The sequence below is a fragment of the Pseudomonas sp. Gutcm_11s genome, assembly GCF_028649395.1.
In the GTDB taxonomy this organism is placed as follows: Bacteria; Pseudomonadota; Gammaproteobacteria; order Pseudomonadales; family Pseudomonadaceae; genus Aquipseudomonas.
Map to the genome: position 1 here is coordinate 51614 of NZ_JAQSUW010000006.1, position 20063 is coordinate 71676.

The following is a 20063-nucleotide window of genomic DNA, read 5'->3' on the forward strand; positions in this document are numbered from 1 at the left end:
CTGGAATGCCTTTCATTCGAACAATTCGCTTTTGGGATGATAGGCCCGCGCTTAACCTGCTTGCCAGTGCAAGAGGGTTTTCGCCGTGAATCGCGCGCGTGTGGGTCATCTGTTTCGTCTGGGCGCCGAGCTGGCCGTGCTGCTCGGCCTGTACCTGCTCGGCTGCCAGTTGGCTGCCTGGCTGGGCTGGCCGATTCCCGGCGGGGTCATCGGCCTGGGCCTGTTGCTGGCCGCCTTCGCCAGCGGGCGAGTGGACCCGGCCGCCCTGCAGTTAGGCGCCGGCCTGCTGCTGGCGGAGATGCTGCTGTTCTTTATCCCGGCGCTGATGAGCCTGCTCGACTATGGCGCACTGCTGCGCGAGGAGGGCGGGCGGATCATGCTGGTGATCGGCAGCAGCACCTTGCTGGTGATGCTGACCACGGCGCTGACCGTGGAGGCCATGTGCCGCTGGAGGATGCGCCGTGAACCTTGAGCCCATGCCGCTGTTCTGGCTGGGTCTGACCCTGGCCGCCTACCTGTTCAGCCGCTGGGCCTACCGGCGCAGCGGGCGCTACCTGCTGTCGCCGCTGCTGCTGGTGCCCGCAGTGTTGCTGGCGGTGGCCGTGCCGCTGCATACCGATTACGCCGAGTACTCCAGCAACACCCACCTGCTGATGTCGCTGCTCGGCCCGGCCACCGTGGCCTTCGCCGTACCGATCTGGCAGCAGCGCGCGCTGCTCGCCCGGCACTGGCCGGCGCTGCTACTGGGCATGCTGGCCGGCAGCGCGGTGGCCATCGCCAGTTCCTGGTGGCTGACCAATGCCCTGGCGCTGGACGGCGAGGTCAGCCGCTCGCTGGTGCCGCGTTCGATCACCACGCCGTTTGCCATGCCGGTGGCGCAGAGCCTGGGCGGCGTGCCGGAGCTGGCGGCGATCTTCGTCATGCTCACCGGCACCTTCGGCGCCCTGGTTGGCGGCCTGCTGCTGAAGTGGCTGCCCCTGCGCACGGCACTGGCGCGTGGCGCGCTGTTCGGCGTCGGCGCCCACGGCGCCGGAGTGGCGCGGGCCCAGGAAGTGGGGAGCGAGGAGGGCACAGTGGCTGGCCTGGTGATGGTGCTGATGGGGTTGCTCAACCTGTTCGCCGCGCCGCTGCTGCTGATCCTGTTGTGACCCGTGAGAACCTGCTTACGATCTCCTGGCTGTCGGCCATACGGCGTTAAAAGTGGCCTCAAAATGCTCATTTACACCTCGTAAACTGCGCTTTTTCGGCCACTTTTGCCTTGTCTGGCTCTAATCCAGAAGATCGTAAGCAGGCTCTAAGGCCACTGCGCTGGCCCGCAAGGCGACTGGTGAGGCGGGCGTCGCTCGCTAGACTCCTCGGCACAACAACAAGTGCCGAGGTGATTGCCATGAACGCTCCACTCAAGCTGCCCAATGTGAAGGACCAGGTTTCCGCCGCCGAATGGCAGGCGCGTGTCGATCTTGCCGCCTGCTACCGGCTGATCGCCCTGTACGGCTGGGACGACCTGATCTTCACCCACATCTCGGCCAAGGTGCCGGGCACCGAGGACTTCCTGATCAACCCCTACGGGTTGATGTTCCACGAGATCACCGCCTCCAGCCTGGTGAAGGTCGACCTGGCCGGCAAGAAGCTGATGGACGGCCCGTTCGACATCAACCCGGCCGGCTACACCATCCACAGCGCGGTGCATGAAGTCCGCCACGACGTCGGCTGCGTGCTGCACATCCACACCGCTGCCGGCATCGCCGTATCGGCACAGAAGGGCGGCCTGCTGCCGCTGTCGCAGCAGTCGCTGTTCGTCCTGGCCAGCCTGGCCTACCACGGCTACGAAGGCGTGGCGCTGAACCACGACGAGAAGTCGCGCCTGCAGCACGACCTGGGCGACAAGAACTTCATGATCCTGCCCAACCACGGCCTGCTCACCGCCTTCGGCAGCATCGCCGATGCCTTCCTCGGCATGTTCACCCTGCAGCGCGCCTGCGAGATCCAGGTGATGGCGCAGAGCGGCGGTGGCGAGCTGATCCACATTCCGCAGCAGATCCTCGACGGCGCGCGAGCGATGATCGCCGGCGTGATGAAGAGCCCGCAGGGCATGGGCGGCGCGCTGCCGTGGCCGGCGCTGCTGCGCAAACTCGACGCACAGATGCCGGGCTACGACCAGTGACGGCCCTGCCGGGCATTGCCCTGGCCGACTGGCGGGCGCAGGGGCGCGGCTTCAGCTTCAACGGCCAGGCCATCCGTTACTGGGTGGCGGGCGAGGGCGAGCCGCTGCTGCTGATCCACGGTTTCCCCACCGCCAGCTGGGACTGGCACTACCTGTGGCAGCCGTTGGCGCAGAAGTACCGCGTCATCGCCTGCGACATGCTCGGCTTCGGCTACTCGGCCAAGCCGCGTGGCCATCGCTACAGCCTGCTGGAACAGGCCGATCTGCAGCAGGCGCTGCTGGCGCATCTGGGCATCGCCGAACCGGTGCATGTGCTCGCGCATGACTACGGCGACAGCGTGGCCCAAGAGTTGGTGGCGCGGCACCAGGAGGGGCGTATCCGCCTGGCCAGTTGCGTGTTCCTCAACGGCGGCCTGTTCCCCGAGACGCACCGCCCGGTGCTGATGCAGAAATTGCTGCTCAGCCCACTGGGGCCGCTGCTGGGCGGGTTGTTCTCGCGCGCCAAGCTCAAGGCCAACCTGAACAAGGTGTTCGGCGCGCAGACGCCGCCCAGCGAGAGTGAGCTGGATGCCTTCTGGGAGCTGATTGCGCACAACGACGGACCCAAGGTGATGCACCTGCTGATCCGCTACATCCTCGATCGCCGGGTCAACCGCGAGCGCTGGGTGGCGGCCATGCAGGAGACTGCGGTGCCCATGCGGGTGATCGACGGCGCCGTCGACCCGATTTCCGGGGCGCACATGGTCGAGCGCTATCGTGAGCTGATCGAGAGCCCGGACACGGTTTTGCTGCCGGCCATAGGCCACTATCCGCAGACCGAGGCACCCGCAGAGGTGCTCGCTCACTATCTGGAATTCCGTGAACGCTGGGAGGCGAAGGCATGCAAAGACGCACTCTGTTGAAAGGTGCCGCCGTAGGCGGTGCCGTGGCCTTGGGCGCCGGCTTCTGGGCGCTGCCCAGCGGCGCGGCGCCGGCAGCGCTGAGCCTGGATGGCGCGCGCATGGTGCTGGACGGTTTCAAGGGCAAGGCCCTGGCCAGCATCAAGGGCTGGACCCCGACCGAGGTGTTCAACCACTGCGCGCAGAGCATCGAGTACTCGCTGGATGGCTACCCCGAGCTGAAGCCGGGCTGGTTCCGCCACAGCGTCGGCCCGGCCGCCTTCGCCGTGTTCAGCGCCCGTGGCGCCATGCGTCATCCGCTGACCGAAGCCATCCCCGGCGCCGCGCCGCTGGCCGAGCCGTCCAACCAGGAAGCCGCCCTGCAGCGCCTGCAGGCCGCCTTCGAGCGCTTCGCCGCGCACACCGGCGAGCTGCAGCCGCACTTCGCCTACGGCGCCCTCGATCATGAGGAATACGCCCAGGCCCATGTGATGCACCTGTACAACCACCTGAGCCTGATCCAGCCAGCCTGATCCCGCTTCAGCGCGCCGGCGCGGGCCGTTGCGCTGGCCTACCGCTGATCCATCGACTCGAACATCTCGTGCGGCACGGCAGTCGTTTTCTGGGAATGCACTGACTTCTCAAGGTGACTCCCATGAACCGACTCTCACTCCCCGCACTGCTGCTCGGTGGCCTGCTGGCCGGCGCTGGCCTGCCGGCCCTGGCCGAGACCGATGGCACCGATTCCACCGGCCCGACCGTGCCCGGCCCTAGCTCGCCGACCCCGCCGGACATTCCCGCCGGCAATCCGCCTACCGGCGTCGATCCCGGCATGGGCAGTCCCGGAAACCCAGGCTCGCCTGGCTCGCCAGGTGGCCTGCCGCAAGGTGGCAGCCAGCCGGGAACCGGCACCAATAACGGTGGCCTGGGCAACGGCACAAACAATGGCAGCGGTACGGGTACAGGTACCGTTCCGGGCAACAGCGCTCCGCAAGGTGGCACCACGGGCGGCAGTGACGGTGGCACTACCGGCGGCAGCACTGGCGGCGCGACTGGTGGCTCGACGGGGGGCAGTACAGGAGGTGCCACCGGAGGTTCGACTGGTGGCGCCACCGGCGGCAGCCAGTAGCCGGTGCGCATAAGGTCACATTATCGGCCGCCATTCAGGTAGGCCGCGCGTCCTGTACAGCGCATGGCAACTGCCGGAAAATCCGGGCCTTTGTTGACTGCTTAGGAGCCCGTTCATGAGCGATGCCATCCGTTTCGAAGACAAGGTCGTGGTAGTCACCGGTGCCGGTGGTGGTCTGGGGCGTGCCCACGCGCTGCTGTTCGCCCAGCATGGCGCCAAGGTGGTGGTTAACGACCTGGGTGGCAGCACCCATGGTGAGGGCGCCAACGCCTCCGCCGCCGACAAGGTGGTCGCCGAGATCAAGGCCCTGGGCGGCGATGCCGTGGCCAACCATGACTCGGTGACCGATGGAGGCAAGATCGTGCAGTGCGCGCTGGACAGCTTCGGTCGCATCGATGTGGTGGTGAACAACGCCGGCATCCTGCGCGACAAGTCCTTCGTCAAGATGGAGGATGCCGACTGGGAGCTGGTCTACAAGGTCCACGTCGAAGGCGCCTACAAGGTGACCCACGCCGCCTGGCCGCACCTGCGCGAGCAGAACTTTGGCCGGGTGATCTTCACCGCGTCCACCTCGGGTATCTACGGCAACTTCGGCCAGTCCAACTACGGCATGGCTAAGCTCGGCCTGTACGGCCTGACCCGCACCCTGGCCATCGAGGGCCGCAAGAACAACGTGCTGGTCAACGCCATCGCCCCCACGGGCGGCACCCGCATGACCGAGGGCCTGATCCCGCCGCAGGTGTTCGAGCAGCTCAAGCCGGAACTGGTCAGCCCGCTGGTGGTGTACCTCGGCAGCGACCAGTGCAAGGACACCGGCGGCCTCTACGAGGTCGGCGGCGGCTGGGTCGGCAAGGTGCGCTGGGAGCGCAGCCTGGGTGCCGGCTTCAACCCGAAGGCCGGCTTCAGCCCGGAAGACGTGGCAGCCAGCTGGAAGCAGATCGGCGACTTCGAGGGTGCCGTACACCCGGACGACAACGTCACCGCACTGCGCGAGATGATGGCCAACCTGCAGAAATACGTGGGCTGATCCGCCAGCGATCCGGGGGATTCGGCCAGCGGGCTGCAATCGACCCCGAGCAGGTTTAAGTTGAAGGCCGGCAGCGATGCCGGCCTTTTTCTTTGCCTGGAGAATGCTATGAGCGTGCGCGTGGAACGCAACGGACCAGTCACCACGGTGATCATCGACCGCCCCGCGGTGCGCAACGCCGTCGACCGGCCCACCGCCGACGCGCTGGCTGCCGCCTTGCGCGCCTTCGAGGCGGATGATGACGCGCGGGTAGCGGTGCTCTGCGGCAGCGCCGGCACCTTCTGCGCCGGTGCCGACCTGGCTGCGGTGGCCGAGGGCGGCGAGCGCGGCAATCGCCTGGCGGAAGAGGGCGACGCGCCCATGGGGCCGAGCCGCATGCAGCTGGGCAAGCCGCTGATCGCCGCCATCGAGGGCCATGCCGTAGCCGGTGGCCTGGAGCTGGCACTGCTGGCCGATTTGCGGGTGATGGCCGAGGACGCGGTGCTCGGCGTGTTCTGCCGGCGTTTCGGCGTGCCGCTGATCGATGGAGGCACGGTGCGCCTGCCGCGCCTTGTCGGCCAGGGCCGGGCGCTGGATCTGATTCTTACCGGGCGGGCCGTGCAGACCGCGGAGGCGCTGCAGATGGGGCTGGTCAATCGTGTGGCTGAACCGGGACAGGCGCGCGCGGTGGCCGAGGCACTGGCGCTGGAGATCGCCGGTTTTCCGCAGCGCTGCATGCTGGCCGATCGTGCCAGTGCCTACGCGCAGTGGGATCTGCCGCTGGACGAGGCGCTACGCGGCGAGTTTCGCGGCGGCCTGGAGGTGGTACGCAGCGGTGAGACCCGTGCCGGCGCCCAGCGCTTCAAGGCTGGAGCGGGGCGGCACGGGGAGTTTGCCAAGCCGCAGGCCTGATTTGCCCCGTGGTGGCCTGCGACTGTTGCTAGCGGGCCTGCAGCTTGAAGTTATCGTCCGAGGGTTCCTTGGTGTAGGCACCCTGGTCGTGAACCAGCTTCTGCGTGCCACTCATCAAGGTGCCGATACGGCTGTCGGCGGTCTTGGCTGAAGCGGCCTGGTTGCTGGTGCCGGTGATCAGTGGCGGGTTGAAGCTGAACGACCACAGGTAGTGCCAGACGGCTGAGTTGTGCTTCTCGGTGATCTGCGTGGCGTTGAAATACCAGGGCTTGAGCTCGGTGAAGGCGGTCATCTTCATCAGGTCGGGGTTTTCATCGCCGACGAAGATGGTGGTGGTCACCGCCGAGCTGCGATAGGCCTCGAAGATCACGCCCTTGCCCTTCAGCTCGCTGACATAGCTGCGGCACACCGCGCCGGTCCACTGGTTGCCGAGCCAGCTCTTGGCGTTGTTGGAATAGAAGGGATCGAGTAGGGCGACGCGCTTGGGCAGCAATTTGCTGTTGAGGGTGCCGGCAGTCACCGCGTCGCTGATCTTCTTACTCAGCACGATGGCCATCTGGTTGCCCAGCGAGTGGCCGAGTATACGGATGTTGCTGCCGCTGTAGCCGGCCATGTTGTCCTTGTAGCTCTTGAACAGCAGGTCGCTGGCGGACTGGGTCGGGCCGTTGGCGTAGACGCCGCCGGCATTGCGCCAACGCATCGCCCTGGGGCCGCTGGCGCTCCAGATCTTGGCCTCCGCATCGGTGACTTCGCCTTCGTCGGCGAACTGGTTCCAGTACAGCACGCCGACGTTGTAGCCGGCCGCCAGCCAGGCCGCGGCCAGGTCCAGGCTTGGGCCGCCGGCCCCCTCGCGGTTGAAGGTCTCGCGGTCCTTGCGGGCGGTGGCGCCGTTCTGCCAGCCGTGGATGTAGATCACCGTGGGTTTGCTGGCACCGAAGTAGGCGTTGCTCTGGCCCGGTACCGCCTTCTGCCAGGTATCGCCGGAGCCGAACCAGTACAGGCCGTAGTCGAGGTTGTTGAAGGTTGCGTCGGGGAAGACGCCGGGGGCGGCGTGGGAGAACGAGGAAAAGCACAGCAGGCAAAGCAGCAATAGCTTGCGCATGGTGGATGTCCCGAATGTTGTTATTGGTTTTGGGGCGGGACAATTAGGCAAAGAGTGCGCGGGCCTGTCAATGCAGCGCTGGGCTTCGTCCTCGGCGGCCGAGTGCGTCGATGCGCTGGGCCAGTTGCATCCGCTCGCGCTCGTCCTCACACAGCAGCAGCGCGCGCTCCAGGTCGAAGCGCTCGGCCTGCGGACAATCCAGTTCGTGGTAGATGGCGGCGCGCAGCAGGTGGTCGGCGCTGCTCGGTTGGGCCAGCAGGAGGATGCGTTCGGCATCCTTGAGCGCCGCCATGTGATCGCCGGCGGCGCCGTGCAGATGGCAGAGGTTGCGTGACAGGCGCAGCATCAGGGCCGGGGCGTCGCAGATCTGGAAGTGCCGGGCGCTGAGCTCGGCACCCGGGCCGGACAGGCGCGCCAGCAGCTCGCGGCAGTCGCGGGTGTACAGGCGGCGGCCGTTGCAGGGATCGAGCAGGTGGTCGGCGCCGGGCACCCGCAGCAGCAGGTGGCCGGGGAAATTCACCGCCTGCAGCGGGATGTCCAGGCGCTGGGCCAGTTCCAGGGCGATCAACGCCAGTGACAGCGGCTGGCCGCGGCGCAGCTGCAGCACCTGGTCGAGCAGGGCGGCACGCGGGCGTAGCGGTTGGTCGTCGTCTTCGTGGAAGTCCAGCTCGCCGAGGCGGCGCAGCAGCGGCTGGGCCAGGTCTGGCGCGGCCAGGTTGGGCAGGCCGGCGGCCACCTGCTGGCGCAGGTTGGCGAACTCGCGCATCACTTGCGCCGGCTGCAGCGCCGGCGTGTGCTCGGCTGCTATCCACAGGGCCGCCTCGAGCAGGGCGGGCGGGTCCGATTCCAGGCAGTGCAACCAGGCGGGGCGAGCAGTCATGCGGTTCTCCCGGGAAGAGGCGCTGTCTGCCGACTATCGGTCAGGCGGGTTCGCTTCGTCCAGTGCTCCGCAATGGCTAGTTGTAGACGCGCTGCCCACGGTACATGCGCACCGACTGGCCGCGCTGGGCCTCGTCGGTAGGTGCGGCGGCCTCGCTGGCCGGTTTGCTCGTCTCGTGCCCGCGGTACTGGCGGGCATTGGCGGGTTTGCTGTCGTCCTGATAGTCGCTGAGCTCGGCCAGATGTACGCCAAGCGCGCGGGTCTCCGCATCACCCGAGCGCAGGCAGGCATGCAGCATTGCCGCGATGGCGTCGGGCTGGTTGAGATGGATGTCCTCGGACATCTCGTCACGCAGGCGACGGCGCAGTACGCGCATGCAATCGATTACGGCCTTGTTCAGCTCCATGTCGGCTCTCCCCTCGATAGACATAACCCCGTGATGTATGTGCAAGCGCTGTACCAGTGCGTGCATCCGGCGAACTGTGGCCTGGTTCACAGGTCAATGTCGCTGCCGGTTGCACGTCGCTGGTGCGGGTTGCACCGGTCTGGCGCCCAATGAAGGCGAAGCGGCGAACCGGGTATACTCCCCGCCATTCACACCGCCTTTCCGTATTTTTGAAGGTTTTTATGCGCAACGACGCCCACGACGAGCTGGACCACGTACCCAGCCTGACCACCGACCCGCGTGACCGTGATGACCACCCGACCGGCCACGCCCCGAGCCACAGCCATGCCCCGCAACGCAGTGCGCCCACCTACCCGCAGGTGGAACGTCGGCGTGGCTTTGGCACCGGCCCGCTGTGGGCACTGATCGGCGCCCTGGTCATCGCCCTGGCCGGCCTGAGCTGGTGGAGCTACCAGCAGATTGCCCAGATGCAGGCGCAGCTGGTGGTGACCCAGGAGACCTTCGCGCGCATCAGCGAGGATGCCGCCGGGCGCATCCAGGATATCTCCGGCAAGGTGGTGGCCACCGAATCCAACGTCACCAGCGGCAGCGAGGCCCTCAAGCTGCGGGTCAAGCAGCTGGAGAGCAAGCTGGCCGAAGTGGCCAAGCAGCAACAGAACCTCAATGGCCAGCAGAGCGGGCAGGGCAAGCGCCTCGACCAGCTGGCCGCCGATCTCAAGACCCAGCAGGGCTCGACCGCGCAGTTCGACGGCAAGCTGGAAAAACTGGCTGGCGAGCAGAAGACCGGCCTGGCTGGTGTCGGCAAGCTGCAGGAGCAGTTCAAGGGCCAGTCCGCCGATATCGAGGCGCTGAAGAAGAAGGGCGACCCGAGCCAGGCCGTGCGTAACCTCGAGCAGGACCTGCTGGTGCTGCGCAGCGAGCTGGAGAACCGCCCGGCGCCGAGCAACAACACCGCCGAGTTCGATGCCTTCCGCGCCCAGGTCACCCGTAACATCAACGGCCTGCAGGCCCAGGTGCAGAACCTGCAGCAGCAGCTCAACGCGCGCTGATTGCCCGGCTGTACGAAAAAGCCCCGCTTCGGCGGGGCTTTTTCATGGGCGCCGGATCGGCTCAGGCACAGTCGGCGTGGCGCAGGGTCTGGCGGTTGCTGCGAATGAACTGGCCGATGGCCTGCACCAGCAGGCCGTCCTCGTCCAGGGTCAGCTCGCAGGGCTCGTGGCCTTCGGCATCGCACTGGTAGACGGCGTGGCTGGCGTGGCGCTGCAGGCACTGGTAGCGCTGCAGGCGCGACTCCACGCGCAGGCCGAGCAGGTCGACATGGGCCACGCGGAAACGCTCGCTGTCGCCTGCGGCCAGGGCTGCGTGGCGCAGTAGCGGGGTGTGGGTGAAGGGCGAGGCGGACAGCATCACCTGCTGGCAGCCGGTGAGGTCGTTGCGCGGGCGGCCGTTCAGATGCCAGTTGCCACGGATGTCGCGCTGCAGTTCCAGGCTCTGCTGGCCCTGGTTGTCGACCTTCAGCCAGAGGCGGCGGAAGCGCCAGCGCTCGTCATAGGCGAGCACGTAGGTGGCGGCGATGCTGTTGCCGCGGATGCTCTGGATCAGCTGGCCGCTGGCGGTGACGCTGTCGGCGGCGATGGTCAGGCCGAGGTGTTCGACTCCGGGGTTGGTCCAGGGCTTCCAGACCAGATTGTGCTGCATCCTTGCAACTCCTCGCTCGTGGCGACCGGCATCCTGCCGAGGCGCGATGAGAGAGGAGAATAAGCGAGGCTCGCGACGCTGTCTGTCAGCCAAAGCCGACAGTGAGCAGCTTGTTGCGCAGCTCAGGCCTTGCGCTTGAGCGGTTGCTGCTCGAACTGCACGCCGCCCAGGCCGGTGTCCTGCAGGGCGCGGATATTGGCGTGGTCGCTGCCGGCCGGGGTGGCCAGTACGGAGCGGTAATGCTCGCCGAAGGCGCGCAGGGTCTCTTCCAGGCTGAAGCCTTCCAGCAGGGCCAGGCCGAGGGTCTTGCACGAGCCTTCGTTCTGCCCGGCGCTGCTCTCCACGGCGCCGTTGCGGAAGGCGCTGGGCTGGTAGTCGTAGTGTTCGGCGACGAAGGCTAGGGTCTCGGCGAACTGGAACTGCTCGCCATGCAGGCGGGCGCGGAAGTCTTGCAGGCTCATCAGTGCTGGTTTCCTTTGTTGAAGGCGGCCTGCTGCTCGGCAGTGGCTTCCTTCTGGTACTGGGCTTTCCACTCGGCATAGGGCATGCCGTAGACGACTTCGCGGGCTTGCTCCATGTCGACGGCTACGCCCTGCTCATCGGCGGCGGCCTTGTACCATTTGGACAGGCAGTTGCGGCAGAAGCCGGCGAGGTTCATCAGGTCGATGTTCTGCACGTCGGTGCGTTCACGCAGGTGCTCGACCAGGCGGCAGAAGGCGGCGGCTTCCAGCTCGAGGCGTTGTTGTTCGGTCATGACGGACTCCCGGAAATCAGGGGGCGGATGATAAGAGGCGACCCGCAGGCCGGCAACGCGGGTTGCCGGTGCTTAGCGGTGGCCGGAGAGGGTGATCGACACCGACTCGGCGAAGCGCAGGGCGTGCAGCTTGTCCACTTCTACCTCGGCGTAGCGCACGGCCGGATTGGCCATGACCAGGTCGAGGATCTCCTGGGTCAGGCGCTCGAGCAGGGCGAAGCGGTTTTCCTCGACGTGGCGGATCACCGCCTTGGTGATGGTGCGGTAGTTCAGCGCGTGGTCGATGTCGTTGTCGCGCACGGCTTCGGCGGCGGGGTAGAGGATGGTCAGGTTGATCAACACGTCCTGCTTGTTGTTGATCTCCTCCTCCTTGATGCCGATGAAGGTGCGCAGGCGCAGGTCCTTGACCCGGATGCGTGCCATCCCAGGTTCCAGTCGCGGCATTTACTTGCTCCGTCCGATCAGTTGCAGGAATTCCTGGCGAGTGTTGCTGGACTCGCGGAAGGCGCCCAGCATAACCGAGGTGAGCATCTGCGAGTTCTGCTTTTCCACCCCGCGCATCATCATGCACATGTGCTGTGCCTCGATCACCACGGCCACGCCGGCGGCGTTGGTGACGCTCTGGATGGCCTCGGCGATTTGCCGCGTCAGGCTCTCCTGGATCTGCAGGCGGCGCGCGTACATGTCGACGATGCGCGCCACCTTGGACAGGCCGAGCACCTTGCCGGTGGGGATGTAGGCGACATGGGCCTTGCCGATGAAGGGCAGCAGGTGATGCTCGCACAGCGAGTACAGCTCGATGTCACGGACGATCACCACCTCGTCGCTCGTCGAGGCGAACAGCGCGCCGTTGACGATCTCCTCCAGCGACTGGGCATAGCCGTGACAGAGGTACTGCATGGCCTTGGCGGCGCGTTCTGGGGTGTCGCGCAGGCCTTCGCGCTGCGGGTCTTCACCGAGGCCGAGGAGGATTTCGCGGTAGTGCTGCGGCAGGTTCATGGCGCGGTCCTCAGGCCAGATGGCGGCCGCCGTTGACGGTCAGGGTGGTGCCGGTGACGTAGGGATTGTCCAGCAGGTAGCGCAGGCTCTGGTAGATCACTTCGGCGCCTGGTTCGAAGCCCAGCGGCGTCTCGGACAGGCGCTTGGCGCGGTACTGGGCGCTGTCGCCTTCATTGAACTGGATCAGCGCCGGGGCGATGCCGTTGACCTTGATCTTGGGCGCGAAGCGCGCGGCGAAGGACTGGGTCAGACTGTCCAGGCCGGCCTTGCTGGCGCAGTAGGCGGGGCGCTTGGCGCTGCCCTTGCGTGACACGTCATCACCGAGGTGGATGATGTCCGCCGGGCCGCCGTGGCTCAGCAGGGCTTCGCAGTGCAGGTTGATCAGGTAGGGCGCCAGCATGTGCACGCTGACCATGCGCTGGAACACCTCGGCCTCGTGGCCCGGGGTTTCCGTCTCCCAGTCGGAGGCGTTGTGCACGATGGCGCGCAGGCTGTCGGTGTGGCCTTTCAGCTGCTCGATGAAGGCCAGGATGCCGGCCTCGCCGGAGAAGTCCGCCTGCAGGGCAATGGCGCCGCGCTCGCGCAGCTGCTGCACGCCCTCGCGCTCGCTGCGGTAGCTGAAGATCACCGGCTGGCCGTCGTCGAGCAGGCGCAGGGCGCAGTGCAGGCCGAGGCGCTGGCCGGCACCGGTGATCAGGATTGGGGCGGGGGCAGTCATTGCGGGGCTCGTCGATCAGGCTGGATCGAGCAAGTAAACCCCAGGCCCCGCCGCGCTACAACCATGCGCGGCGTGGGGGAAAGCGCCTCAGCGCGGTTGCAGCACCTCGTCCACCTGGCGCGCGCGGCGGCCTTGCAGCCAGGGTTCCAGCAGGTGGGTGGAGAGCGGGATGAACCAGTAGGTCATCAGCGGCGTGAGCACCAGGGTGCCGAGCAGTACGCGCAGCACCAGCGGCCACTCGGCCATGAAACCGCCGAACAGCAGGTTGAACGCCAGCGACACCGGGAAGAACGCCAGCCAGATAGCCACGCTCTGCTTCCAGCGTGGCGGGCGGCGCAGGGCATTGCCGAACCAGGCGTCCAGGCCGCTCACGCGGCGTTCGTGCGGCTGGGCGAACAGGCCGCTGCCACGCTGCAGCCAGGCACGGCGCGAGGCGGAGTGTTCCCAGGCGGTGAGGGTGCTGGCGTCGGCGAAGCGGAAGACGATCTGGAATTCGTCGTCCTCGGGCGGCGGGGCGAGTACGCCGGAGCCCAGGTAGCCGGGAAAGTCGGCGGCGAGTTGCTGGCCTTCGTGCAGCCAGGCGCGGAAATCGTGGAAGCACTCGCGCGGGACGCGACGTGCCACCAGCATGGTGACTGGATCGGTAGACATTGTGTATCTCCTGCATGTCTGGCGTCGCCCGGGTAGGGCGCAGCTCTTCATGCCGCCGGGGTGGTGGCGGGCATGAAAAATCAGGCAAGGATTATTCCTGTTTTTGCGGATTTGGCCAGAGGCCGCTGGGGCCGTGGCCTGCATTTCGTCGCCGGCCCGTGTGGCAGGCGCAGCGCTGCACGGCAATGGTGCATAAAAAAGCCCGGCGCTGGGCCGGGCTCCTTCGCAGCGCGTGGGCGCTTACTTCACTTCCACCGCCAGGCTTTCGGCGATCTTCTTGTTCCAGATCGCCGGGCCGGTGATGTGCACCGACTCGCCGCTGGTGTCGACTGCCACGGTAACCGGCATGTCTTTCACTTCGAACTCGTAGATCGCTTCCATGCCCAGCTCGGCGAAGGCCAGCACCTTGGACTTCTTGATCGCCTGGGCGACCAGGTAGGCGGCGCCGCCGACGGCCATCAGGTACACGGCCTTGTTGTCGCGGATCGCGTCGATGGCGATCGGGCCACGCTCGGACTTGCCGATCATGCCCAGCAGGCCGGTGCTTTCGAGGATCTGGCGGGTGAACTTGTCCATACGGGTGGCGGTGGTCGGCCCGGCTGGGCCCACCACTTCGTCACCGACCGGATCGACCGGGCCGACGTAGTAGATGAAGCGACCTTTGAGGTCCACCGGCAGCTCTTCGCCCTTGTTCAGCATGTCGACCATGCGCTTGTGCGCGGCGTCGCGGCCGGTGAGCATCTTGCCGTTGAGCAGGACGGTCTCGCCCGGCTTCCAGCTCTGCACTTCTTCCGGGGTGATGGTGTCGAGGTTGACGCGGCGCGCGCTCGGGCCGGCTTCCCAGACGATTTCCGGGTAGGCGGACAGGTCCGGCGCTTCCAGTTCGGCCGGGCCGGAACCGTCGAGCACGAAGTGGGCGTGACGGGTGGCTGCGCAGTTGGGGATCATGCACACCGGCAAGGATGCGGCGTGGGTCGGGTAGTCCATGATCTTCACGTCGAGCACGGTGGTCAGGCCGCCCAGGCCCTGGGCGCCGATGCCCAGCTGGTTGACCTTGTCGAACAGCTCGAGGCGCATTTCCTCGATCTTGTTCTGCGGGCCACGAGCCTTCAGTTCGTGAATGTCGATGTGCTCCATCAGCACTTCCTTGGCCATCACCGCGGCCTTCTCGGCGGTACCGCCGATGCCGATGCCGAGCATGCCAGGCGGGCACCAGCCGGCGCCCATGGTTGGCACGGTCTTCAGGACCCAGTCGACGATCGAGTCGGACGGGTTGAGCATGGCCATCTTCGACTTGTTCTCGGAGCCGCCGCCCTTGGCCGCCACGTCCACTTCCAGCTTGTCGCCGGGCACCATGGAGTAGTGGATCACCGCCGGGGTGTTGTCCTTGGTGTTCTTACGCGCACCGGCCGGGTCGGCCAGGATCGAGGCGCGCAGGACGTTTTCCGGCAGGTTGTAGGCGCGGCGTACGCCCTCGTTGATCATGTCGTCGACGCTCATGGTGGCGCCGTCCCAGCGCACGTCCATGCCGACCTTGACAAACACGGTGACGATGCCGGTGTCCTGGCAGATCGGGCGGTGGCCAGTGGCACACATGCGCGAGTTGATCAGGATCTGCGCCATGGAGTCGCGCGCGGCCGGCGATTCTTCTTTCAGGTATGCCTCGTGCATGGCCTGGATGAAGTCGACGGGGTGGTAATAGGAGATGAACTGCAGGGCGTCGGCGACGCTCTGAATCAGGTCGTCCTGCTTGATCACGGTCATTGGGGGCGCTCCTCTATCAGGGAACATCTATAAGGAAACGCCGGACCACGACCCGGCGCAACGTCAAAAGCCGTCTGGAACGACTTTTGATGTCGTTCCGCGACGGCCCGCAGGGTGGCCGCCAGCGATGGCGGGCCACAAAAAAAGGCGCCGCAGTATAGCGCGGTGGCCGGGGCGGGCACAGCCGCAGGCAGTCGGACCATAGTCGAGGATACCCTGTGGCTTGCTACCAATTTTGTGATCACGGAGTTAGAGTGAGGCAAGGTGCCAGTACGGGACGGAGCCCATGAGCACGAGTAGTCCAGGGGTCACGAAAAGAAGCCTGCAAAGCCTCTTGCTGAAGCGTTTCGGCATGGCGGTGGGTAGCTATGCCCTGGTTCTGGTGCTGATGTGGATCGCCATGTGGGCCGGCGTGTACAACGGTACGGTCGCCTTCGGCCTGTTCTGCAGCAGCCTGGTGGTGGCCAGCCAACTGGCGTTCTACGGCCTGTTCCGCAGCGGGCGCAACCTGCGCTTCGTCGATCCCAGCCTGACCGAGGCCCAGGTCCTCGTCGGTATCTCCTTGCATACCCTGCTGCTCGCCCATATCGATGGCGCCCGCGGCAGCCTGCTGATGTTCTACCTGATCATCCTGATGTTCGGCGTGTTCCAGCTGCGCCCACGGGTGTTCGTGCGCTGTGCGGCCGTCGCCTTCTTCGCCTTCGCCGGGCTCAACCTCTGGGAGGGTTACCACTTGCGCCTGAGCGCGCCGGGGCAGGCGCTGCTGCAGTGCTGTGCGCTGTTCGTCGCCCTGGTCTGGCTGAGCCTGTTCGCCAGCTATGTGCAGGCCCTGCGTCAGCGCATGCGCCAGCGCCGCTACGCGCTGCAGGCGCACCAGGACACCCTGCGCGGCATGATGCGCCAGCTGGAAGACCTGGTGGCCACCGACGAGCTGACCGGGCTGTTCAACCGCCGCCACTTCCTGCGCCTGGCCCTGCGCGAGCTGGATAGCCTGGACCACGGCCGCCAGCACGGCCTGGCGCTGATCGACCTGGACCACTTCAAACGCATCAACGACGCCCACGGCCATGCCGCTGGCGACCGCGTGCTGCAGACCTTCGCCGCAGTGGCGCGGGCCTGCCTGCGCGATGGTGATGTGCTGGCGCGCTATGGCGGCGAGGAGTTCGTCCTGCTGTTGCCCAATACCGATGCCGACCAGTTCACCAGTTGCTGCGAGCGCTTGCGCGAGGCCTTCGCCAATGCCGAGCCGGTGGGCGTGCAGGTGGACAACCTCAGCCTGTCCGCCGGCATGACCCTGCTCAGCGAGGGCGATGACCTCGACGAGGCCCTGCAGCGTGCCGACCAGGCGCTGTACCGGGCCAAGCGCGGCGGGCGCAACCGCTGCGATGCTGCCTGGGAGGGCGCCGGTGCCTGAGCCCGTCGATCCTCTGATCAGCGCCGCCGGCCGCACCTGGCCGGTCTCTTCCGGAAGCAACCTGCTCGATGCGCTCAACGGCGCCGGCCTGCGCGTGCCCTACAGTTGCCGCGCCGGCAGCTGCCACGCCTGCCAGGTGCGCTGCGTCAGCGGTGAGCCGCTGGACCTGCAGCCGGAGGCACTGAGCGCCGAGCGCCGCGATCAGGGCTGGCGCCTGGCCTGCCAGTGCCAGGTGCTGGAGGACCTGCAGGTCGAACTGTTCGATCCGTCGCGCGACGGCCTGCCGGCACGGGTCCAGGCGCTCGACTGGTTGAGCGCGGATGTGCTGCGTCTGCGCCTGCAGCCGGAGCAGCCGCTGCGCTACCGCGTCGGCCAGCATCTGCTGCTGTGGAGCGCAGCGGGCGTGGCCCGGCCCTATTCGCTTGCCAGCCTGCCGGGCGAGGAGCCCTGGCTGGAATTCCACATCGATTGCCAGCGCCCCGGCGCCTTCAGCGATTCGGCCCGCCAGCTGCAGCCGGGCGATGGGTTGCGCCTGGGCGAGCTGCGTGGCGGCGCGCTGCACTACGACGCGGACTGGAGCGAGCGGCCGCTCTGGCTGCTGGCCGCCGGCACCGGTCTGGCGCCATTGTGGGGTGTGCTGCGCGAGGCACTGCGCCAGCATCACCAGGGGCCGATACGGATCATTCACCTGGCCCATGACGCGGCCGGGCATTACCTCGCCGAGCCTTTGCAGACGCTGGCTGCGGCCCATTCACAGGTGCAATTGCAGCTGGCGACAGCGTCCGAGCTGGCGGCGGTTTTGGCGGAACTGCGGCTTGTTTCGCGGCAAACCGTCGCCTTACTCTGCGGCTCACCCGCCAGCGTGGAAGCCTTCGCCCGCCGTCTCTATCTCCTCGGCGTGCCGCGCAACCAGGTGCTGGCCGACGTCTTTCTGCCCCACGCCTGAATGTCTCGGCTCGGGGCCACTGCCTCTGGAGCTGCAATGAGCGAACACGTACTGGTCGAGCGCGAAGACGGTCTGCTGACCCTGCGCCTGAATCGCCCGGACAAGATGAATGCGCTGACCCGCGCCATGTACAGCCAGATGGCCGAGGTGCTGGACGCGGCCAATACCGACCGTTCGGTGCGTGCCGTGCTGATCACCGGCGGGGCGGAGTGTTTCACCAGCGGCAACGACGTCGCCGACTTCCTGCAGGCGCCGCCCACTGGCTTGGACAGCCCGGTATTCCAGTTCATGCGTGCGCTGTTCGACTTCGAGAAACCGGTGGTGGCCGCCGTGGCCGGCCCGGCCGTGGGCATCGGCACCACTCTGCTGCTGCACTGCGACCTGGTCTATGTCAGTCGCGACGCCAAGCTGCGTACTCCCTTCGTCAACCTCGGCCTGTGCCCGGAGTTCGGTTCCAGCCTGCTGCTGCCGCGCCTGCTTGGCCAGGCCAAGGCGGCCGAGGTGCTGCTGCTGGGCGAGGCCTTCACCGGTGAGCAGGCTGCCGCTTGGGGCATCGCCAGCGCCGCCCTGGAGGATGGCCCGAGCACCCTGGCCAGGGCGCGCGAGATGGCCCGGCGCTTCCTCGAGTTGGCGCCCTCGGCGGTGGCCGACAGCAAGCGCCTGATGCGTGCGCCGGGGCGCGCCGAGCTGCGCAAGGTGATCGAGGAGGAGGGCGCCCTGTTCGGTCAGCGCCTGCGTTCGCCGGAGGCCATCGAGGCGCTATCGGCATTCATGCAGCGGCGCAAGCCGGACTTCTCGAAGTTCGCCTGATGGATGGCGCCGAGCTGCTCTGGGGCCTGCTGTTCGGCAGCATCGGCCTGGGCTACGTGATCTATGGTCGCCGCCAGAGCAAGCCGGTGCCGTTCATCTGCGGCCTGGCGCTGATGGGCTTCCCCTATCTGGTGGACAGCAACCTGGCGCTGGTGCTGATCGGCGGCACGCTCAGCGCGCTTCCCTACTTCGTGCGCCTGTGAGTTTTCGCCGGGCATGTAAAAGGCCGCTCATCGAGCGGCCTTTTCGTTTGCATCGGCTGTCAGACCAGCGGATCGCCCACGTGGAGGATCTTCATGGTGTTGGTGCCGCCGGTACCGTGATAGCTGTCGCCCTTGGTCAGGATCACCCAGTCGCCTGGCTCCACGAAACCGCGCTTGAGCAGCTCGTCCACCGCAGCCTGGCTGACCTTGTTGGCCGGCAGGGAGGCAGGGTCGAACGGCACGGTGTAGACACCGCGGAACATGGCTACACGGGCCTGCGCCTCGCGGTGCGGGGTGAAGGCGAAGATCGGGATCGACGAGCGGATGCGCGACATGATCAGCGGGCTGTAGCCACTCTCGGTCAGGCTGATGATGGCCTTGACGCCCGGGAAGTGGTTGGCGGTGTACATGGTGGCCAGGGCCACGCTCTCGTCGCAGCGCTCGAAGGTGCGGCCGATGCGGTGGCTGGATTTCTGGCTGGTGGGGTGCTTCTCGGCACCCAGGCACACGCGGGCCATGGCCTCCACGGCTTCCACCGGGTACTCGCCGGCGGCGCTCTCGGCCGACAGCATGACCGCGTCGGTGTAGTCCAGCGCGGCGTTGGCCACGTCGGAGACTTCCGCGCGGGTCGGCATCGGGCTGTGGATCATCGACTCCATCATCTGGGTCGCGGTGATCACCGCTTTGTTGTAGCGGCGAGCGTGGGCAATGATCTTCTTCTGGATGCCGACCAGCTCGGCGTCGCCGATTTCCACGGCGAGGTCGCCACGGGCCACCATCACTGCATCACTGGCGCGGATCAGGCCGTCCAGCGCGGCGTCGTCGGCCACCGCCTCGGCGCGCTCGATCTTGGCCACCAGCCAGGCGTTGCCGCCGGCCTCGGTGAGCAGGCGACGTGCGTAGTCCATGTCCGCGGCATCACGCGGGAACGACACCGCGACGTAGTCCAGCTCCATCTCGGCGGCCAGCTTGATGTCGACCATGTCCTTCTCGGTCAGGGCCGGCGCGGTCAGGCCACCGCCGCGGCGGTTGATGCCCTTGTTGTCGGACAGCGGGCCGCCGATCAATACGCGGCAGTGCAGCTCGTCTGCGCCCTTGAGCTCGACTTGCATGACCACGCGGCCGTCATCGAGCAGCAGCTCATCGCCGACGTCGCAGTCCTGAATCAGCGCCGGGTAGTCGATGCCGACCACCTCTTCGGTACCCTCGGTGCGCGAGTGGCTAGAGGAGAGGCGGAACAGCTCGCCTTCGGCCAGCTCGATGCGTTTGTTGGTGAACTTGGCGATGCGGATCTTGGGACCCTGCAGGTCGCCGAGCAGCGCCACGTGGCGGCCATGCTTGGCGGCCAGTTCACGAACCAGGGTGGCGCGGGCCTTGTGGTCGTCGGCGGTGCCGTGGGAGAAGTTCAGGCGGGCGACGTCGATGCCGGCGACTATCAGTTGCTCCAGGACTTCCGGGGAGCTGCTGGCGGGGCCGAGGGTGGCGACGATCTTGGTGCGGCGCAGGGTCATGCGGTAACTCCATTTCTCAATGCATGCGGCGAGGCTACTACGGCCGTTTACTGTAGTCATTGTTCGCCTGCACTACTCTTTGCCGCTGCAGAAAACCCCGTGTTTGCCGATACACTGC

25 protein-coding genes are annotated in these 20063 nt (G+C 66.9%); 13 read left to right on the forward strand and 12 right to left on the reverse strand.

Annotated elements, in window-relative coordinates; translation table 11 throughout:
• The first annotated feature begins 85 nt into the window (after positions 1-85).
• From PTT45_RS01185 to PTT45_RS01220, 8 genes are all read left to right on the forward strand, one after another.
• Positions 86-472, forward strand: coding sequence for a CidA/LrgA family protein (locus tag PTT45_RS01185; RefSeq protein ID WP_273811059.1), 387 nt, complete (start codon positions 86-88; stop codon positions 470-472).
• Complete coding sequence (locus tag PTT45_RS01190) at positions 462-1148, forward strand: LrgB family protein (RefSeq protein ID WP_273811060.1); 687 nt, start codon at positions 462-464, stop codon at positions 1146-1148. The genes PTT45_RS01185 and PTT45_RS01190 overlap by 11 nt, the downstream gene beginning before the upstream one ends.
• A gap of 239 nt (positions 1149-1387) precedes the next feature.
• On the forward strand, positions 1388-2164 hold the full coding sequence (locus PTT45_RS01195) for a class II aldolase/adducin family protein (RefSeq protein WP_273811061.1): 777 nt from the start codon (positions 1388-1390) through the stop codon (positions 2162-2164).
• Positions 2161-3066: an alpha/beta fold hydrolase gene (locus tag PTT45_RS01200; protein ID WP_273811062.1), complete on the forward strand. Its 906-nt coding sequence runs from the start codon at positions 2161-2163 to the stop codon at positions 3064-3066. The genes PTT45_RS01195 and PTT45_RS01200 overlap by 4 nt, the downstream gene beginning before the upstream one ends.
• Positions 3045-3575 carry a DUF1569 domain-containing protein gene (locus PTT45_RS01205; RefSeq protein ID WP_273811063.1) on the forward strand — a complete coding sequence of 177 codons (531 nt, stop codon included), beginning with the start codon at positions 3045-3047 and terminating at the stop codon, positions 3573-3575. The genes PTT45_RS01200 and PTT45_RS01205 overlap by 22 nt, the downstream gene beginning before the upstream one ends.
• Positions 3576-3697: 122 nt before the next feature.
• The gene (locus PTT45_RS01210) at positions 3698-4171 is read left to right on the forward strand and encodes a hypothetical protein (protein WP_273811064.1); all 474 of its coding nucleotides are present in this window, start codon (positions 3698-3700) and stop codon (positions 4169-4171) included.
• A gap of 115 nt (positions 4172-4286) precedes the next feature.
• Positions 4287-5198, forward strand: coding sequence for an SDR family oxidoreductase (locus PTT45_RS01215; RefSeq protein ID WP_273811065.1), 912 nt, complete (start codon positions 4287-4289; stop codon positions 5196-5198).
• Between the two features lie 108 nt (positions 5199-5306).
• On the forward strand, positions 5307-6089 hold the full coding sequence (locus tag PTT45_RS01220) for a crotonase/enoyl-CoA hydratase family protein (protein ID WP_273811066.1): 783 nt from the start codon (positions 5307-5309) through the stop codon (positions 6087-6089).
• 28 nt (positions 6090-6117) lie between these two features.
• Here the strand turns inward: PTT45_RS01220 and PTT45_RS01225 are convergent, their stop codons facing one another.
• From PTT45_RS01225 to PTT45_RS01235, 3 genes are all read right to left on the reverse strand, one after another.
• Complete coding sequence (locus PTT45_RS01225; protein WP_273811067.1) at positions 6118-7191, reverse strand: hypothetical protein; 1074 nt, start codon at positions 7189-7191, stop codon at positions 6118-6120.
• Between the two features lie 67 nt (positions 7192-7258).
• Positions 7259-8071, reverse strand: coding sequence for a SirB1 family protein (locus PTT45_RS01230; protein WP_273811068.1), 813 nt, complete (start codon positions 8069-8071; stop codon positions 7259-7261).
• Between the two features lie 76 nt (positions 8072-8147).
• Positions 8148-8477 carry a hypothetical protein gene (locus PTT45_RS01235; protein WP_273811069.1) on the reverse strand — a complete coding sequence of 110 codons (330 nt, stop codon included), beginning with the start codon at positions 8475-8477 and terminating at the stop codon, positions 8148-8150.
• A 221-nt stretch (positions 8478-8698) separates the two neighbouring features.
• Between PTT45_RS01235 and PTT45_RS01240 the strand changes: the two genes are divergently transcribed.
• Positions 8699-9526, forward strand: a complete 828-nt coding sequence (locus PTT45_RS01240) for an ATPase (protein ID WP_273811070.1) — start codon at positions 8699-8701, stop codon at positions 9524-9526.
• A 61-nt stretch (positions 9527-9587) separates the two neighbouring features.
• On the opposite strand, the gene PTT45_RS01245 is transcribed toward PTT45_RS01240, so the two are convergent.
• The 8 genes from PTT45_RS01245 to PTT45_RS01280 all read right to left on the reverse strand — a co-directional run bounded on the left by PTT45_RS01245 (position 9588) and on the right by PTT45_RS01280 (position 15061).
• Positions 9588-10175, reverse strand: coding sequence for a putative glycolipid-binding domain-containing protein (locus PTT45_RS01245; RefSeq protein WP_273811071.1), 588 nt, complete (start codon positions 10173-10175; stop codon positions 9588-9590).
• A gap of 122 nt (positions 10176-10297) precedes the next feature.
• Positions 10298-10636 (reverse strand): HopJ type III effector protein, encoded by a 339-nt coding sequence (locus PTT45_RS01250; RefSeq protein ID WP_273811072.1) that lies wholly within the window; start codon positions 10634-10636, stop codon positions 10298-10300.
• Positions 10636-10929, reverse strand: coding sequence for a DUF1244 domain-containing protein (locus PTT45_RS01255; RefSeq protein WP_273811073.1), 294 nt, complete (start codon positions 10927-10929; stop codon positions 10636-10638). The genes PTT45_RS01250 and PTT45_RS01255 overlap by 1 nt, the downstream gene beginning before the upstream one ends.
• A gap of 72 nt (positions 10930-11001) precedes the next feature.
• Positions 11002-11373: a dihydroneopterin triphosphate 2'-epimerase gene (folX, locus tag PTT45_RS01260; RefSeq protein WP_043311415.1), complete on the reverse strand. Its 372-nt coding sequence runs from the start codon at positions 11371-11373 to the stop codon at positions 11002-11004.
• Positions 11374-11928 (reverse strand): GTP cyclohydrolase I FolE, encoded by a 555-nt coding sequence (folE, locus tag PTT45_RS01265; RefSeq protein ID WP_137971323.1) that lies wholly within the window; start codon positions 11926-11928, stop codon positions 11374-11376.
• Between the two features lie 10 nt (positions 11929-11938).
• A complete protein-coding gene (gene folM / locus PTT45_RS01270) occupies positions 11939-12646 on the reverse strand; it encodes a dihydromonapterin reductase (protein ID WP_273811074.1) in 708 nt (235 codons plus the stop codon).
• An 87-nt stretch (positions 12647-12733) separates the two neighbouring features.
• On the reverse strand, positions 12734-13297 hold the full coding sequence (locus PTT45_RS01275) for an antibiotic biosynthesis monooxygenase (RefSeq protein ID WP_273811075.1): 564 nt from the start codon (positions 13295-13297) through the stop codon (positions 12734-12736).
• A 240-nt stretch (positions 13298-13537) separates the two neighbouring features.
• Entirely contained in the window at positions 13538-15061 is a 1524-nt protein-coding gene (locus tag PTT45_RS01280; protein ID WP_043311420.1) for a fumarate hydratase, read from the reverse strand.
• Positions 15062-15347: 286 nt separating this feature from the next.
• Between PTT45_RS01280 and PTT45_RS01285 the strand changes: the two genes are divergently transcribed.
• The 4 genes from PTT45_RS01285 to PTT45_RS01300 are packed head-to-tail and all read left to right on the forward strand — an operon-like array spanning position 15348 to position 18434.
• Positions 15348-16475: a GGDEF domain-containing protein gene (locus PTT45_RS01285; protein ID WP_273811076.1), complete on the forward strand. Its 1128-nt coding sequence runs from the start codon at positions 15348-15350 to the stop codon at positions 16473-16475.
• The gene (locus PTT45_RS01290) at positions 16447-17421 is read left to right on the forward strand and encodes an iron-sulfur-binding ferredoxin reductase (protein WP_273811077.1); all 975 of its coding nucleotides are present in this window, start codon (positions 16447-16449) and stop codon (positions 17419-17421) included. Before PTT45_RS01285 ends, PTT45_RS01290 begins: the two co-directional genes overlap by 29 nt.
• Before the next feature lie 36 nt (positions 17422-17457).
• Positions 17458-18231 carry an enoyl-CoA hydratase gene (locus tag PTT45_RS01295; RefSeq protein ID WP_273811078.1) on the forward strand — a complete coding sequence of 258 codons (774 nt, stop codon included), beginning with the start codon at positions 17458-17460 and terminating at the stop codon, positions 18229-18231.
• Positions 18231-18434: a hypothetical protein gene (locus PTT45_RS01300; RefSeq protein WP_273811079.1), complete on the forward strand. Its 204-nt coding sequence runs from the start codon at positions 18231-18233 to the stop codon at positions 18432-18434. Before PTT45_RS01295 ends, PTT45_RS01300 begins: the two co-directional genes overlap by 1 nt.
• Positions 18435-18493: 59 nt before the next feature.
• On the opposite strand, the gene pyk is transcribed toward PTT45_RS01300, so the two are convergent.
• Positions 18494-19945 carry a pyruvate kinase gene (gene pyk, locus PTT45_RS01305; RefSeq protein WP_273811080.1) on the reverse strand — a complete coding sequence of 484 codons (1452 nt, stop codon included), beginning with the start codon at positions 19943-19945 and terminating at the stop codon, positions 18494-18496.
• Positions 19946-20063 lie beyond the last annotated feature (118 nt).

Bases quoted from the DNA above. Each gene is read 5' to 3' on its own strand.
- PTT45_RS01300 (WP_273811079.1), top strand. From the start codon at position 18,231: ATGGATGGCGCCGAGCTGCTCTGGGGCCTGCTGTTCGGCAGCATCGGC.
- PTT45_RS01205 (WP_273811063.1), top strand. From the start codon at position 3,045: ATGCAAAGACGCACTCTGTTGAAAGGTGCCGCCGTAGGCGGTGCCGTG.
- PTT45_RS01285 (WP_273811076.1), top strand. From the start codon at position 15,348: ATGAGCACGAGTAGTCCAGGGGTCACGAAAAGAAGCCTGCAAAGCCTC.
- pyk (WP_273811080.1), bottom strand. From the start codon at position 19,945: ATGACCCTGCGCCGCACCAAGATCGTCGCCACCCTCGGCCCCGCCAGC.
- PTT45_RS01295 (WP_273811078.1), top strand. From the start codon at position 17,458: ATGAGCGAACACGTACTGGTCGAGCGCGAAGACGGTCTGCTGACCCTG.
- folM (WP_273811074.1), bottom strand. From the start codon at position 12,646: ATGACTGCCCCCGCCCCAATCCTGATCACCGGTGCCGGCCAGCGCCTC.
- folE (WP_137971323.1), bottom strand. From the start codon at position 11,928: ATGAACCTGCCGCAGCACTACCGCGAAATCCTCCTCGGCCTCGGTGAA.
- PTT45_RS01245 (WP_273811071.1), bottom strand. From the start codon at position 10,175: ATGCAGCACAATCTGGTCTGGAAGCCCTGGACCAACCCCGGAGTCGAA.
- PTT45_RS01240 (WP_273811070.1), top strand. From the start codon at position 8,699: ATGCGCAACGACGCCCACGACGAGCTGGACCACGTACCCAGCCTGACC.
- PTT45_RS01275 (WP_273811075.1), bottom strand. From the start codon at position 13,297: ATGTCTACCGATCCAGTCACCATGCTGGTGGCACGTCGCGTCCCGCGC.
- PTT45_RS01210 (WP_273811064.1), top strand. From the start codon at position 3,698: ATGAACCGACTCTCACTCCCCGCACTGCTGCTCGGTGGCCTGCTGGCC.
- folX (WP_043311415.1), bottom strand. From the start codon at position 11,373: ATGCCGCGACTGGAACCTGGGATGGCACGCATCCGGGTCAAGGACCTG.
- PTT45_RS01230 (WP_273811068.1), bottom strand. From the start codon at position 8,071: ATGACTGCTCGCCCCGCCTGGTTGCACTGCCTGGAATCGGACCCGCCC.
- PTT45_RS01225 (WP_273811067.1), bottom strand. From the start codon at position 7,191: ATGCGCAAGCTATTGCTGCTTTGCCTGCTGTGCTTTTCCTCGTTCTCC.
- PTT45_RS01235 (WP_273811069.1), bottom strand. From the start codon at position 8,477: ATGGAGCTGAACAAGGCCGTAATCGATTGCATGCGCGTACTGCGCCGT.
- PTT45_RS01255 (WP_273811073.1), bottom strand. From the start codon at position 10,929: ATGACCGAACAACAACGCCTCGAGCTGGAAGCCGCCGCCTTCTGCCGC.
- PTT45_RS01280 (WP_043311420.1), bottom strand. From the start codon at position 15,061: ATGACCGTGATCAAGCAGGACGACCTGATTCAGAGCGTCGCCGACGCC.
- PTT45_RS01195 (WP_273811061.1), top strand. From the start codon at position 1,388: ATGAACGCTCCACTCAAGCTGCCCAATGTGAAGGACCAGGTTTCCGCC.
- PTT45_RS01290 (WP_273811077.1), top strand. From the start codon at position 16,447: ATGCTGCCTGGGAGGGCGCCGGTGCCTGAGCCCGTCGATCCTCTGATC.
- PTT45_RS01215 (WP_273811065.1), top strand. From the start codon at position 4,287: ATGAGCGATGCCATCCGTTTCGAAGACAAGGTCGTGGTAGTCACCGGT.
- PTT45_RS01250 (WP_273811072.1), bottom strand. From the start codon at position 10,636: ATGAGCCTGCAAGACTTCCGCGCCCGCCTGCATGGCGAGCAGTTCCAG.
- PTT45_RS01220 (WP_273811066.1), top strand. From the start codon at position 5,307: ATGAGCGTGCGCGTGGAACGCAACGGACCAGTCACCACGGTGATCATC.